Below are 13,684 nucleotides of genomic sequence, written 5' to 3'. Positions count from 1 at the left end.
GGAGTCACTAGCTCCGGACCTGCCGGGACCACTGCGGATGCGGGAGCAAGCCCCCGCGCTGGAGAAAGCGCAAGCGCTGGCGCCAATGCCAGTGCTGGCGCCAGCGCCAACACGAGCGCCACTGCAAATACCGGCGCCACACCCACCGCCAGCGCAGAGACCCGCGCCGCATCCCAGGCAGGTGCGAGCGCAAACGCCGGCACCGGCGCCGCGCCCGCTGGTGCGTCTCCGGCCGCCGCCCCGTCCGTGACGCCAGGCGCCTCGGCGCCCACATCCGCGCCGGCCGCGACGGCCCCTCCCACCGCAGTATCTCCAGCCGGCAACCCCGACACCGTGCTCGGCAGCACGACCGCGCGCGCGGCCGGGATGTCCGACAGCGTGCCGGCCACGAGCGCCACCGACCTGTCGGTCGCAGGCGGCGCAGCCACGACAGCGGGCGCGACCGCCGGCGCAGCAGGCGCGGCCACCGCGGCCAGCGGTTCCGGCGCCTCCGGCATTGCCGCCGTGGCGGCTGGCGGCGGTCTCGCCACCTTCGCGCAGCAGGCCAGCGCGGCGTCGACCGCCATGTCCGGCGCGTCGACCATCCTGTCCAGCGGCGTCAGCGCCAACGTCGGCGCCGCCATCGTGCCCGTCATGACGCAAGCGCTGAACGCCGCCGGCGACCGCGCCGCCGCCCTGGGATCCGCCGTCGACACCCTGTTCTCGCTGCCCGACGTCAAGCAAGCCAACATCCCCGCCGTCGCCGGCGCCATCCTCAGCATGCCGGGGCTGTCGTCCTCGTCGGTGCCGGGCGTGATCGGCGCCATCCTGCAATCGCCCACGCTGGCCACCGAGACGCTGCCCAAGGTGGCCGAGGTGCTGATGAAGATCCCGGGCGTGGCGGACTCGCCGCTGCCACAGATCGCCCGCGATGTGCTGGACACCATTGGCCTGGGCCCCGTGGCGCGCACGCAAGGCACCAACCTGCCTGGCGACACGCCCGCGGCGGGCGACTCCGGCCGCGTGGTGCCCGGCGTATCGACGTATCGCGGCCGCCAGGACGGCGCACGCCTGCAGTACGTGAACCTGGAACGCGTGGACGAACGCTGGAACGACGGCAACGCGCTGACGACCACCGAGCGGCAAACCCGGCGCCCGCGCATCCACGTGGAGTTCAACCGCGCTGGCGCGCACCGCTTCACCATCACCGTCAAGGCCGACCCCGGCAACATCGCCTACTCCAACCGCGAACGGGGCCGCCGCGCCAGCTACCAGGAGCCGCACGCCAACCCGCGCAGCTATATCACGAACGCCGACGGCACGCGCATCGTCGATGACATCGACCTGCCCGCCGCCGGCCGCAACGTCTATCTGTTCGAAGTGCGCGACGAACGCGGCCAGCTGATCAAGACGGAGCGCGTCGAGACCGCACGACGCCTCTACATCCAGGAAGTCATGTGCATGAGCACGCGTCCGGCGGGCCACCTGGCCGACGTGACGCCGGTCACGGCCGAGTTCGCGCTGCATGGCATCGACATGATCCAGCTGCCGCGCCTGCAGTTCCGCGGCCGCTCGGCGGTGGACGCGGCCGACAACGTCGACGCCCAGCAAGCCATCATGGATGCCGTGCGCCGCGTATATGCCAGCTCTCCCGGCAAGCAGCGCGAGCCCTACACGCTGGTGGTGTGCCACGTCGACCGGCTGGCCGCGCCCGGCACCAGCGGCGACATGCGCCTGCCCGTGCCGGCCGGCCCCGGCGGACGCGTCATGACCGTGCCCATCGTCAACGACGACCGGACCCTTGCCAGCCTCTGGTACGAGTTCGACGACAGCGACGACTGGCTGGTCCACGCCCGCTACATCTATACCGATGCCTCCGGTGCGGAACGATCGATCCCCATCCCGCGGCACCTGATGACGCCCGTCCGCGAAAGCTCCGGCGCCGTCTTCTCGGTAACCGTCGACCTGACGCAGATTTCCTCCACCCCCTTGCGCGGCGTGCTCAACATCCAGTTCAACACGGTGGCCGCCAGCTACGCCGGCCTGGCCATCACGGGCACCAACCTGCTGTTCGTGTCCACGCTGGACCCGTACGAGCCCAACTCGCAGGCGTACCTGACGGAAACGCTGGCCCACGAAATGGGCCACTTGCTTGGCATGGTGCCCAGCGGCCCCGATTGGCCCGGCCTGCGCAACGAGGATCCCTCGGCCGACGACTCCAAGCTGGATCCGCCGCAGCACTTCTACTACAACATGGGGGGGCACTGCTACTTTGGCCTGCCCAACCAGAATGGACAGTACAGCGATGAGATCGGGCAATGCGTGATGTATGGCATCACCTGCGCCAACATCCACTTCTGCCCCAGTTGCAGCAAGGCCGTGCGCAAGGTGGACTGCTCCGAAGGCTGGACATCATTCTGATGACGACCTGGCTCGCGAAAAACCTGACGCCTCACACGAAATCGACATGCCCATCATGACTACCGACTGGATTGAGCCCGCCACCTTTGCCTCGGTGCCCTCGCATTCGCAGAAAGAGCACGCCTGCATGCCGCCGCTGCAAGGCTACGACGCGCAGATGCGCATCGCCGCGCCCTCGCGCGTGAAGATACGCGACGGCAACACGCTCACGATTCCCATCTGCGCGCGCGGCATCCTGCCCGTGGTCGACAACCCGCAACTGCCGCGCTTCGTGGCGGTGGATACGCGCACCGGCAAGGTGTATCGCGGCATTGCGTTCAACTACGTGCGTCCCAAGCTGCCCAACGTGTCGGTGGATCCGAGGGAGGGCGGGCCGCGCCCGCCAAAGATGGCCTTGCCCCCGGGTATGACGGTGGAAACGCGCTTCACCACCGACATGGCTGGCGTGCTGCACCTGCCCGCCACACCCGCGACGTATGAGGTCTATATCGAGGCCGAGGACGTGAAATCGAACACGGTGACCATCGAGGTCGAAGACGGCCAGAAATAACGGCCGACCGAAAAAAAGACGGCCCTGGGCTCCAGGGCCGTCATGCCATCGCCGCCACGCCGCCGCTCAGGGCCGCGCGGGCGTCATCTGCCGGATGTTCTGCTCGTTGCGTGCGGCCATGGCGTCCACCCGTTCCGCATTGCGCATGTCCTTGGCGCGCAGTTCCATCTCGGCCTTGGCGTCGGTCTTGCCGAACACATCCTTGTCGCGCACGCGGAAGTACATCGTGGTGCTGGCCAGCAGATGGTCCGGCCAGCTGCTCAGCATGGCGTCATGCACCAGCCAGTCGAACAAGGTCATGACCTTGGTCGGAAGCTGCGTCTTGCCATCCCGAGCTTCGCGCCAGACGTTCAACAGACGTTTCTGCACGGCGCGTTCAGCCTTCATGTCGGCAAGAGGATCGGGGAGCTTATCCACATAATCCGGATCGCCCGGCTTTCTCCCGTAGCGCATGTTTTCCATGACGACCGCATCCGGCCCCCAGCTTTCAATCGTGCGAAGCTGCTCCGGGTTGTTGCGCTCCATATCCTGACGACGCCGTTCGGTGTCGGCGTCTCGCTGCTCAGCCTCTTCAAGGCTCTTGTACTCCGCTTCCAGACGCTCCCACAACGGCTTGAAGCGCTGCGGCGGCGCTTCGCCCCGGCTGGCATTGGCCCGTTCGCGGCGCTCGTTGGCCAAGGCTTCCAGTTCCCGCGCGCGCGCCATCGTCTCGGGCTTGGCACGCTGCTCTGGCGACAGCATGGACAGGCGGCGCCGCTCTTCCGCGAGTTCCTGTTCGGGGGTGAAGAAATCCCGATCTTTGATCCATTGCTCAGCAGGGTCCGACATCCCCGCGCGAAACACGGGGTCCTGATATCGCACTGCCAGCCAGCGCAGGAAGACTTCCATGTGCGGCACGAAATCGCAGCCTGGTTCATATTTGACGAGTTCGCGATAGGCGGTGACCAGCTCCTGCACGTGGTAGGTCTGGCCTTCGTCTTCTATTGGGGTGGCCAGGCTCATCAAGTTATAGGCGGCGGGCAGCGTCTTGGCCAGATACTCCATGCTGTGAATTGCGGCTCCCTGTGAAATTGCCAGGTTCATCATCTCCCGAAGTGGTACACGAGATAAAGACGCGCGCGCTCCGAGCGATCCAGGAGGGGCCTCTCCGGTGACGTCGCCACTTGAACCGGGATACAGATACTGCAAACCGCGCGTCTTTTCCAACGAGTCCATGCGTTGATTGCGCCGCAGTTCGTGGGCCGCGGCGAAATGCACGGTCTTCTCAACAGCGGCGGGCACGGTTAACGTGCGGTCCTTCTGGGTCTGTTTGATGAGATCGGCAATCGGCAGGAGACTCAGGAACGTATTCTCGTCCATGATCGATGCGACCGAATCGAACAGGCCCAAGAATCGTATGCGTATCTCGGCATCGGGCGCACCATCCTTACCGAGGATGACAAGGTCCTGATCGTGGCGGCGTTTGTACTTCTTGACGATGTCGTTGACGAACTGCTTTGCAAGAATTCCGCCTCGCTCCGCGCCGAAGACAGATATCTCGATACGCACGACCTTCTCTGTCCCAGCGTTTGCAGCTTCGTAAGCCACCTTGAATTGGCGCTTTGCCGCGTCCAAGCGCGTGTCCACCCCTGTCCCCAACAAGTACGCGACACCGGCGTTGTCCCGTATGATCGGGGTGCCTTCCATTATCGTGGCCTTGGCGGCCTCTTTGACAGTAGTCCAGGCGACCTTCAACGGATTTTTTTTGAACCCGGCCCAGGCGCCTCGAACCGTCGCCTTCGCACGATCGCCAATGCGCTCCACATCCAGGGCATTCCATATCCGAACGGTTTTTTCAGGTAGCGTTCTAACGTCTTTAACGACGTCTTTGTATGCTTTGACCATCGGTTGATAAGAACCATTTTTTATGGACTCTTTCACCGCTTTGCGTGCTCGCCCCACCCCATCGACATCGGGCACCTCGTCAATACGCGTAATGTTCTGGGCTGCGCCTTTCACATTGGAAACAGCCTTGTCGGCCAGCTTCCCGCCGGCAACCGCCATCGCATTGACAAACTCATCCACCTTCGCGCCCTGGTTGAGTTCGACCCCAATGCCGGAATAGTAGAACCGCAACCAATGCTGCTTTTTCGGTCGCTCGCTGTCTTCCTCAGCGAAATGCGCCATCCATAGCCTGCTCACATTCGACAAGAAGGATGGATCGTCCTCATCCAGATCTTTATTGCGCCCGAATCCATCGAAGAAAAAGCCCATCCGCAGCGTCAGACCACATTCGGTGCAAGAATCCTTGGGATAAGCAGCCTCATTTTCCGCGATCGCTTTCAACACGGAGGCTGGCGTACGGTCCTGCTCAGGCAACTGAAATTTAGACATTCTTATCTCCAGGGGGAGTTCCACCGGCCTTCAGTTGTGCAATTTTTTCCTTGCTAAAAGACGTAACGGCCCGGCCGAAATCGCCGGGTTCCCGCTTCGGATCATTCAAGAGAGCTGCAATTTCGGTATCCGCATCAAAATTGGAGGCAACGGTGAAGTAGAGATACATGTACGCTTTCATATCCTCGGCGTCTTCGATGCGATAGCGCACCCACGCCTGCTTCGCGATCTTGGCGAGGACATAACGCAGTTCGTGTATGTCTTCGTAGTTCGTCAGTTCCTCTCGATGGTGTTCGTAAAGCCACCTTGTCGTATCAGGGATTGGAATTCTGACTTGGCCCAGGAGCTTTCGGCTCAACGCCAACTCCATATGTTCGTCAGGGTAAATGTGCAATTCCAGGATAACTGGCCCGTCGCCAGGAGGAGACTCCTGGGGTGGCAGATGCACCTTTGCCTCTTTGGTGAAGATCACATCATCGAATTTTCCGTCGAACATGTGTTTACGCATCAAATCGGCATCACCGCCTTTCCACTTAACTGTGAAGTCAGTGCCTTTCAGGGTGTAGCAACACGAGACACTACCTTCGCCTCCTCCCGATCGAATCATGCCGCTTCCCGCCACACCGCCGAAGCCATCTGCTATTCGAACGGATGTGAGGTCCCAGGGGGTGTAGTTGTAGGTAATTACGCTGACCCCTTCATAAGTTGCGTCCGCATTGCAACCCGTCACCAGGCCAACCCACATCAAAATTCCGATTAGTGCTTTACGCATCCATCACTCCCGCGTTGTGCGACACCAAGAAAAAAATCCTGGCCTCCTCATCTTGTCTCCCGGTGGGGCCCCCGATTCCCCGACGCTATGCGCGTCAGCGGGGTCAGACATTTTTATCTCCCGGCAGGCTGCCAGACGCCTTCAACTGCGCCAGTTTCGCTATCGACAGCGCCGCGACCGCGAGGCCAAACTCTTTACCGCCCGACGCCTCGACAATATGCACCTGCTCCAAGTCCCAAGGTGTGTAGTTGTAGGTCACTACGCTGATCCCCGGATAAGTCGGCTCCCCATTGCAGCCCGCCGCCAGGCCCAAGCAAAGCGCCCGCCAGCACGTTACGCATCGGCGCCATCCCGCCCTGCCCGATGCAGCGCCTGCACCTCATCCCACACCGCATCCGGCACGCCTTCCAACGCCCGCGCCAGCCCGCCCTCGGCACCCGGCCGATAGGTGCGCAGTCCCTCGCGGATCAAGGCGTGTTCATCAAAGCGCGGCGAGATCGCCACGCCCCAGGCCACGTAGTCGAACGTGTCCTTGTCGCCCGCCACACCGTGCATACGCGCACGTTCCAGCTGCGCTTCCACGCGCGGGACCAGTTCGTCCTGGCCCGGGTCACCGGGCAACAGGCCGGGATACAGGCGGCGCAGTTGCACCGCCAGCTTGTCCGGGTAGTCCAGATCGAACAGCATCTGATGCTGCTCGGGTGTGAATGGCTCGATACTGGCCGCACGCGCAGCAGGCAGCCTGCCGGCGCCCGGCAGTTCCGCCAGCGTGCCATCGCGCAGCGCATAGCGCAGCGTGACGAACGGTCCGGCGAAGCGCGCGCGCTGCTCGGGGTTCCAGACCTGCAACGCGCGCGCCAGGATGCGGCTGTCGTACCAATGCAGGAAGAACTCGCTGGCGTCCGGCAAGGCGTAGTCGCAGAAGGGGCCGAAGTGCGCAATCAGCTTCTCCAGCGGCACGGCCGACGCGAAACTCATCATCGCGTAGCGGCCGCCGGAACGTTCATGCAGCGCTTCCAGCACGCGCACCAGCACGGTATTGAAGCCCTCGTAGCGCGGCCCGCGCAGCACGCCTTGCGACGCGCCGTCGACTTCGATCAGCAGGGGCGCCACATCGCCGTAGATGTCCAGGCCGGTCTGCGCCCACACCGATCCGAAGCTCAGATCTTCCGTCGCGGTCAATCGCGCCAGCAGGTCGGGATGGCCACGGAAATCCACGATCACATACGCGCGCGCGGCCTCGCCGTAGGGCCCGCGGTGATGGGGCAATTCGGCGAACGTGGACAGCAGCGCGTCCTGCCAGGAGTAAGCCATCGCCGTCACGCCTTTTCGGTGATGGACTGCACGCTCTCCTGGGCGTCCAGAATGCAGGTCTTGCAGACCGTGAACTGCGGGAACGGGTACGGCATCTGCGTCGGCCCGGCGAATTGCTTGTTGCCCGTCTTGACGTCGATGCGGCCAGGGGCCGTCACGGTGATGTTGCCGCCTTCGATCACGATGCTGGCGCCCGCCGCGTTGGCGATGCGGATGCGCTGGGGCGAGGCGTATTCGATGCCCGCATTGGCGCTGACCATGCGCAGGTCCTGCTGCGCCTGCATCGTCAGCACGTCATGCTGCGAGATCACATCCACGTCGCCGGTGCCGGCGATCAGGTCCAGGCCGGATTCCGCGCCGCCCTTCTGCACGCCGGCCACGATGCCCAGCGCCTGGCCGGTATGCACGCGCAGCGAGCCGATGACGGCCAGATTGTGGTCCTGCCCCGAGGACCAATGCACCAGTTCGCCGGCCGCAACCTGTACGTTGCGCCCCGCCGCCTGCGTCAGCCCCGCGCGGCCCGCCATCAACACCAGCGGATCGGTCAGGTGCGGCACCTTGCCGTCGACCACTTCGGTGTGCTTGGCCGATGCGTCGCTGGCGGCGCCGCCCAGCGCATCGCCCGCCACCGTGCCCGACACCGCGTGCGCCATGGCGGCCAGCGGCGAACGTTCGCCATCCAACCGGCTCGCGCCTGCCGAAGCCGTGCCGCGCGCCGAGGCCAGCCGAACTCCCTGGTGCGCGCCGATCACGCCATCGAACGACTGCGCCATGATGTCGGCCTGCCCGGCCAGCGCCAGCGTCGCCGTCGCATCGCCCGCGGGCTCGCTGCCGCCGGCCGAATACGTGGTCAGCAGCACGCCGCCCCCGCCGCGCACCGCGCCGAACGCGTCCGTGCGCAGCTCCGCGCCCACGCCGCGCACATTGCCGCGATAGTTGCCGCTCTGGTGGATCAGGTGGCCCAGGTTCAATTCGCTGGCCGCCTGCGAGGACTTGATCTGCATGCGCAGCTGGCCGTCGCTGTCATCAAAGACGATCTGGTTGTAGCCGTCGCCGCCGAATTCCTTGCTCTTGAAGCCGCTCAACGCGGCCGCGTTGCGATGCTGATCGTCGCCGCTTGCCGCGCCGTGCCACGCGGGCGCGTTGCCGCTGGCCAGGTTGGCCTGTGCGCTGGGCTTGCCGTCGGCGGCAGCCGCGTACACCTCGGTGTTCATCGGTTCGCCCGCCTTGCCGCCAGGCGTGGAAGGAATGCCGCCTTCGCCGCGCCCGTTGTAGAGCGCGCCCACGACCAGGGGCTGATCGATGTCCTCATCCAGGAATCTCACCAGCACTTCCTGACCGATGCGCGGCACGAAGCTCATCCCCATGCCCGCGCCCGCCTGGCGCTGCGCCACGCGCGCCCAGCGGCTCTTGGCCAGCCCCTCGCCATCGGATTGCCAATGGAAGCGCACTCGCACATCGCCGCGCGCATTGCGGTGGATCTCGTCTTCGCCGCTGGCCTCGGTCGCACCCTCGGCGTTGGTGACGATGGCCGTGTGGACGCCGACGGCGGACGGCGCGCCCGCCAGCCTGGCGCCGCGCGCCGCCGCAGGCAAGGCGCGCCAGGGGCGGTCGCAGCGCACCGCGCGAAACCGGTTGGCATAGCCCACATCGTGCGCGCGCGCCATCACGGCCGCCTCGGGGCGTCCCTCGCCAATCGCGGCGTCGTCCTGATCCAGTGGCTGTCCGTCGCCCTGAACCACCTCGTCTTCAAAGCAGAGAAAGTCGTCCAGGGCGCCCAGCCGGTCCGCCAGGCTCGCGTCGTTCTGGCCAGGCAGATTATTGATGCCCGCATGTTCCACGCGATCCAGCGCAAACACGGGTTCGAAGCCCGACTCCCCCGATGGCCCCAGCGGCGACATATCCTGCAGCGTAAAGCGCGTGCCCGAACGGAAGGTGCGCACATTGCCGCGCCCGACAAAGGTCTCGGCGCTGGCCTGCACGGCCTGCATCAGCAAGGTCGCCTGGAACTGGGCATGCGCCTGGTTCATCAGCCCGCCGTGTCCCAACGGTTCAAACCATTCCAGCCCGCCGCTCTCGTCCTCGGAACCGCTGGCGGGGCCGGCCAGCGCCTGGCCCGTGATGGCATGCTTGCCGCTTTCATGCCATGCCAACACCGTCACTCTTTCCACCGCGCGGCGCAGTTGGCGCGCGATGACCTGAACACCATCGCGCGATTCCGTCGCGTGGGCGCGCTGGAACCGCACGCCCGCACCCGCGGATTCGGCGTCTTCGGCCAGATCGCGGCTGTCGGCAAAGATCAAAACGGCGTGGCGCGCGGGTGTGCTGTCGTCTTCGACAGTCGTCCAACCCAGTCCGGCTTCGGCCAGCAGGCGCGAGAGGAAGGCGTAATCGGTTTCGCGGTATTGCGTGGTGTAGGTCCGCGCCGGCAGGTCGGCCAGGTGGTTCTCGACCTCGGCGGACACCTTGTAGGTGTAGCCCTCGTAGCCGTCCAGCACATGGCGCACGATGTCCAGGACCGGCTGGTTCTCGTAGATGCGGCTGTCGCGGCGCTGCGTGGCGAGCCACAGCCACGGCGCCAGGGTCACGCGATAGCGCGCCATGCCCGCATTGCCGCCCAGCAGTTCGGCCGCGCGCACCACGCCGCTGCGGCCGATCTCGGTGCCATCGGCGCGCGTGCTCCACAGCGTGGCGGGCCGCGACACCATGTCATTCAAGTCCAGCGCGGCGTCTTCGGCCAGCGCCACCACGCGCATCTCGCCCAGCGTGGACAGGCCCTCGCGCGCGACCCAGCCTTCGACTTGCAAGGACGACACCGCGCCCTCGCCGTCGAGCCGGTAAAGACGGGACTCGGCGCTGAAACTGCCGTTGCTTGCGTTGACAGCCATGGAACAAAAACCTCGTGGGGACGTGGGCAATACCGGCCGATTCCGGCCGGGAAGAATTCAGGGTTCGATGTTGGCCTGCGGCGTGGGGCATTCCGCTGCGGTGCCCCACTGGCCCGCGCACACGCGCAGGCGGCATTGCTCGCTCTCGATAAAGCTCAGCCTGCGGCATTCCTTCAGTCGCTCGGACAGCGGCGAACCCGGCATCTCGCGCATGAAGATGCCATCTGTCTTGTAGACGCGCGTCCCCGGCGGCGATGCGGGCGGCAAGCCATAGTTCATCAGCGCCGACAACAGCGCGGCATCGGTATCGGCCGGCTTGGCGGTCTTGCGCGGCGCCGTGGCGGCGGGCTTGGCCGCGCGCGGCGCACTGGCATGCTGCGCAAGTTGTTGCGCGGCCTGGCGCGTGGGACCGGGCGCAGGCGCGGCGGCGGCCGGCGACGGCGTCATCGCCAGCACGGATAAGGGATTGGTCGGCTCGCCTTGCGGATCGGGTTCGCCACGGCCCACGTCCGCATCGCGCGCGGGCGGCGCTTCATCAACGATGGAGGCCACCGCGGGCGGCTGTTGCAGGGCGCTGAGCGGGTTATCGACGGCAGCAGATGACGATGGAGAAAGCGATGCTTGCTGCCGCGGAGCGGCGGGAGCCGGCGCGGGCGTGGCGCCGGGCGCGACCGCAGGGGCCTGCGCCACCATGGGCGCAGCGCCTTCTTCGTGTATCACCCAGGTGATGCCGCCTGCCAATAGCGCCAGCAGCAACGCCAGCGCCGTCCAGCGCCGCGCGCGCGAACGGCGCGGCCTTGCCAGATGTTTAACCTCCGCTTCCGGCGCGCGTCCTTCGAGTGCGGCCAGGATACGCGACGAGTCGGCCTCACCCCTTGCGGCAGGCGAAGCGCCAAGCAGAGTCGGCGCGGTCATCGTGGGGCGAGCTTCTTCTTTCTCTTCTGCCATGCGGATTCCCGTGTCAGCAGGAGGCGAGTGCAGCCCCCCTGTAACCAAGCCCGACGAGAATACCCGATAGGCTTATTTCGATCATTGCTCCTTGTTACGATTCCTAAGGGTCGGACGCTGTTTGCAACGCCGGATCGCTTGCCTCATGCGCGAATAAAACAAAAGATTACGCCTTCACATGAGGGACCTATCTTGCTGTTGCTACTGCCCCTGTATTTTTTACTGGCGGTGGGCGTCTCCGCTCTCCTGTTTTTCCCCGCGTTGCGCCAAGGCGCCGTCCGGGGTGTGCGCGCGTGCGTAGAGGGCGTGGCGCGGGGCGCAACGCGTGGCGCGAGCCATGCCGGAGGGGCCGTGGGCGGCACGGCGGGCGCGATCAGCAAGGGCTTCGGCGCGTCGATGGACTGGGTGGGAAGGTATCGCTGGCAGGTGGCGATCGGGCTGACAGTTGTATTGCTTCCGTCACTTTTCGCTTTCGTCATGCGACACAATCACACATTCGTTTACAGCACCTCGACGACCGGTCCGGACCGCCGGATCCAGGCCTTGCTGGAGGGCGAAAGACTGGCTCCGCCCCCTGCCCTGCCCCCCGAAGCCTTCACCACGCGCGAGGTCGAACTGGTGCGTCCGAAGCTGGGCGGCGCGAGCCGAAACTGGGATCTGCTGGATGCCGATTTCCGTCAGCGGCTGCTGCTGGCCTACCGCATCATGCGCGAGCAGCACGGCTATGAAATGGCGCTCATTGAGGGCTACCGCAGTCCCGAGCGGCAGGAAGAACTGGCTGGCATGGGATCGCACGTGACGAACGCCGGCGCCTTCCAGAGTTATCACCAGTTTGGCCTGGCGGCGGACAGCGCGTTCTATCGCGACGGCAAGATCGTGATCTCCGAAAAAGACCCATGGGCCATGCGCGGCTATGAGCTGTTCGGCCAGACGGCGGAGCTCGTCGGCCTGACCTGGGGCGGCCGCTGGAAGATGATGGACTTCGGCCACGTGGAATTGCGCCGGCCTGGCGTCATGCAAAAAGCACGGGAGGCCGCGAAGTAATGGCTCGCGTGTTGAAAAAGGGATTGCTCGTCCTGGCCCTGTTCGCCGTGGTGTGGCTGGCCGTCATCATCTGGTGGCAGGAGTCGCGCACGCTGCCGACCGGCGTGGACATCGGGCTGTATCTGTTTGCGTTGCCGCTGGCGCTGCTGGCCGCCTTCTGGATGGGTGCGCGTGTCGTGCGCAGCGCACGCGCGCCCAAGGCGGCGCCGGCACAGGCCTCGACAGAGGCGCTGGCCGATGCGCCGGCACGCCCGGCCGAGCTGCGGCTCATTGCGGTCGCCGCGCGCGCCGCCGCGGGCCCCGATGCCCCGGCCATCGCCGAGGCCCTGGCCGAACAGAAGCGCCCCGATCTGGACCCCGAACTCAAAACGCCGCAGGGCTTTCCGATCTTTGCCGCTCGCGTGCCCGGTATGGACGAGATGGAGCTGTATGCCGCCGCGCGGGACCTGGGCGCGCCTCCCGACGCCCTGGCCATGGCCACCCTGCGAGCCACGGCCCTGCTGGCCGATGTCGCGCGTGCGCTGACCCAGGACGCGCATGCGCGCGTTACCGAACTGGACGTGCCCGCGCGCGAAGCAGACTGGCCCCCGCTGCATTTCGACGTGATGATGCCGGCGGACTGGTCCGAAGCGGCACGCCGGCGCACGCTCGCGGCTGTGCGCTCGGCCGCCGGGACCTGGCCCGATACCCGCATCAGCACCGCCGAACACCTGGCGCACGACGCCATGGCCGCCGACCTCTTGTTGCGGCGGTTCGCCGCCGAACCGCCCGACGCCCACGCCGAACCGCAATGGCGCATCGTGCTGGCCGCCGACAGCTATATCGACGCCGAGCAGGTTTCCCATTGGGACGGCTTGTCCTTGCTGTTGACGCACGCCAATCCGCACGGCCGCGTGCCGGGCGAAGCGGCCGCCGGCCTGCTGCTGGGGCCGCCGGATGCGCGCGCCGACCTGCGCGTCACGCTGTCGCCCGTGGCGCACCGGCAGAAATCGGCCGACGCGCGCGGCGCCCTGGCCGAAGCGCCGCTGGTGGACCTGGCGCGCGGTCTGCTGGAAGCCGCCAATGTCTCGCCCGACAGCGTCGCCCACATCGTCAGCGATGCCGATCACCGGGGAAGCCGCCCCCTGGAACCGCTGAGCGTGGCCTCGCAATTGTTCGCCCACCTGGATGCCGGCAAAGACTGCCTTGCCGTCGGCGTGGCCTGTGGCCACACCGGCGCCGCGGCGTCGTTGCTGACGCTGGCCGCGGCCTGCGAAACCTGCATGCAGTTCGACCAGCCCGTGCTGACCCTAACCCTGCAAGACCCCGCATTGCGCGCTGCCGCGCTGGTCTCCCGACCCGCCGCCAGCGCCACCGCCTGACCCCATAAAAAAAGCGAAAACCATGCGTAGCCCA

The 13,684-nt window shown here is 66.0% G+C and carries 10 protein-coding genes; 4 read left to right on the top strand and 6 right to left on the bottom strand.

Annotation, left to right across the window (positions count from 1 at the left end):
• The first annotated feature begins 333 nt into the window (after positions 1-333).
• Both ABE485_RS22970 and ABE485_RS22965 read left to right on the top strand, forming a co-directional pair.
• Positions 334-2,400: a type IV secretion protein Rhs gene (locus ABE485_RS22970; protein ID WP_346517559.1), complete on the top strand. Its 2,067-nt coding sequence runs from the start codon at positions 334-336 to the stop codon at positions 2,398-2,400.
• A 46-nt stretch (positions 2,401-2,446) separates the two neighbouring features.
• Complete coding sequence (locus ABE485_RS22965; protein ID WP_346517558.1) at positions 2,447-2,950, top strand: hypothetical protein; 504 nt, start codon at positions 2,447-2,449, stop codon at positions 2,948-2,950.
• Positions 2,951-3,016: 66 nt separating this feature from the next.
• Here the strand turns inward: ABE485_RS22965 and ABE485_RS22960 are convergent, their stop codons facing one another.
• The 6 genes from ABE485_RS22960 to ABE485_RS22935 all read right to left on the bottom strand — a co-directional run bounded on the left by ABE485_RS22960 (position 3,017) and on the right by ABE485_RS22935 (position 11,245).
• Entirely contained in the window at positions 3,017-5,323 is a 2,307-nt protein-coding gene (locus ABE485_RS22960; protein ID WP_346517557.1) for a phospholipase effector Tle1 domain-containing protein, read from the bottom strand.
• On the bottom strand, positions 5,316-6,095 hold the full coding sequence (locus tag ABE485_RS22955) for a hypothetical protein (RefSeq protein WP_346517556.1): 780 nt from the start codon (positions 6,093-6,095) through the stop codon (positions 5,316-5,318). The genes ABE485_RS22960 and ABE485_RS22955 overlap by 8 nt, the downstream gene beginning before the upstream one ends.
• Positions 6,096-6,198: 103 nt before the next feature.
• Positions 6,199-6,354, bottom strand: a complete 156-nt coding sequence (locus tag ABE485_RS22950) for a hypothetical protein (protein ID WP_346517555.1) — start codon at positions 6,352-6,354, stop codon at positions 6,199-6,201.
• A 74-nt stretch (positions 6,355-6,428) separates the two neighbouring features.
• Positions 6,429-7,409 carry a DUF4123 domain-containing protein gene (locus ABE485_RS22945; RefSeq protein ID WP_346517554.1) on the bottom strand — a complete coding sequence of 327 codons (981 nt, stop codon included), beginning with the start codon at positions 7,407-7,409 and terminating at the stop codon, positions 6,429-6,431.
• A gap of 5 nt (positions 7,410-7,414) precedes the next feature.
• Positions 7,415-10,297: a type VI secretion system Vgr family protein gene (locus ABE485_RS22940; RefSeq protein WP_346517553.1), complete on the bottom strand. Its 2,883-nt coding sequence runs from the start codon at positions 10,295-10,297 to the stop codon at positions 7,415-7,417.
• A gap of 57 nt (positions 10,298-10,354) precedes the next feature.
• A complete protein-coding gene (locus ABE485_RS22935) occupies positions 10,355-11,245 on the bottom strand; it encodes a hypothetical protein (RefSeq protein ID WP_346517552.1) in 891 nt (296 codons plus the stop codon).
• A 192-nt stretch (positions 11,246-11,437) separates the two neighbouring features.
• On the opposite strand from ABE485_RS22935, the gene ABE485_RS22930 reads away from it, so the two are divergent.
• Together ABE485_RS22930 and ABE485_RS22925 are read left to right on the top strand one after the other, a co-directional pair.
• Entirely contained in the window at positions 11,438-12,289 is an 852-nt protein-coding gene (locus tag ABE485_RS22930; RefSeq protein WP_430795460.1) for a M15 family metallopeptidase, read from the top strand.
• Positions 12,289-13,650, top strand: a complete 1,362-nt coding sequence (locus tag ABE485_RS22925; protein WP_346517551.1) for a hypothetical protein — start codon at positions 12,289-12,291, stop codon at positions 13,648-13,650. The genes ABE485_RS22930 and ABE485_RS22925 overlap by 1 nt, the downstream gene beginning before the upstream one ends.
• Positions 13,651-13,684: the final 34 nt, after the last annotated feature.

It is taken from the genome of Achromobacter spanius, from assembly GCF_039673305.1.
GTDB classification, from domain to species: domain Bacteria; phylum Pseudomonadota; class Gammaproteobacteria; order Burkholderiales; family Burkholderiaceae_B; genus Achromobacter; species Achromobacter spanius_F.
The sequence above is the reverse complement of the archived record's forward strand: the minus strand, read 5'-3'. Positions and strand labels throughout refer to the sequence as shown.

Bases quoted from the DNA above. Each gene is read 5' to 3' on its own strand.
- ABE485_RS22945 (WP_346517554.1), bottom strand. From the start codon at position 7,409: ATGGCTTACTCCTGGCAGGACGCGCTGCTGTCCACGTTCGCCGAATTG.
- ABE485_RS22960 (WP_346517557.1), bottom strand. From the start codon at position 5,323: ATGTCTAAATTTCAGTTGCCTGAGCAGGACCGTACGCCAGCCTCCGTG.
- ABE485_RS22940 (WP_346517553.1), bottom strand. From the start codon at position 10,297: ATGGCTGTCAACGCAAGCAACGGCAGTTTCAGCGCCGAGTCCCGTCTT.
- ABE485_RS22955 (WP_346517556.1), bottom strand. From the start codon at position 6,095: ATGCGTAAAGCACTAATCGGAATTTTGATGTGGGTTGGCCTGGTGACG.
- ABE485_RS22965 (WP_346517558.1), top strand. From the start codon at position 2,447: ATGCCCATCATGACTACCGACTGGATTGAGCCCGCCACCTTTGCCTCG.
- ABE485_RS22925 (WP_346517551.1), top strand. From the start codon at position 12,289: ATGGCTCGCGTGTTGAAAAAGGGATTGCTCGTCCTGGCCCTGTTCGCC.
- ABE485_RS22935 (WP_346517552.1), bottom strand. From the start codon at position 11,245: ATGGCAGAAGAGAAAGAAGAAGCTCGCCCCACGATGACCGCGCCGACT.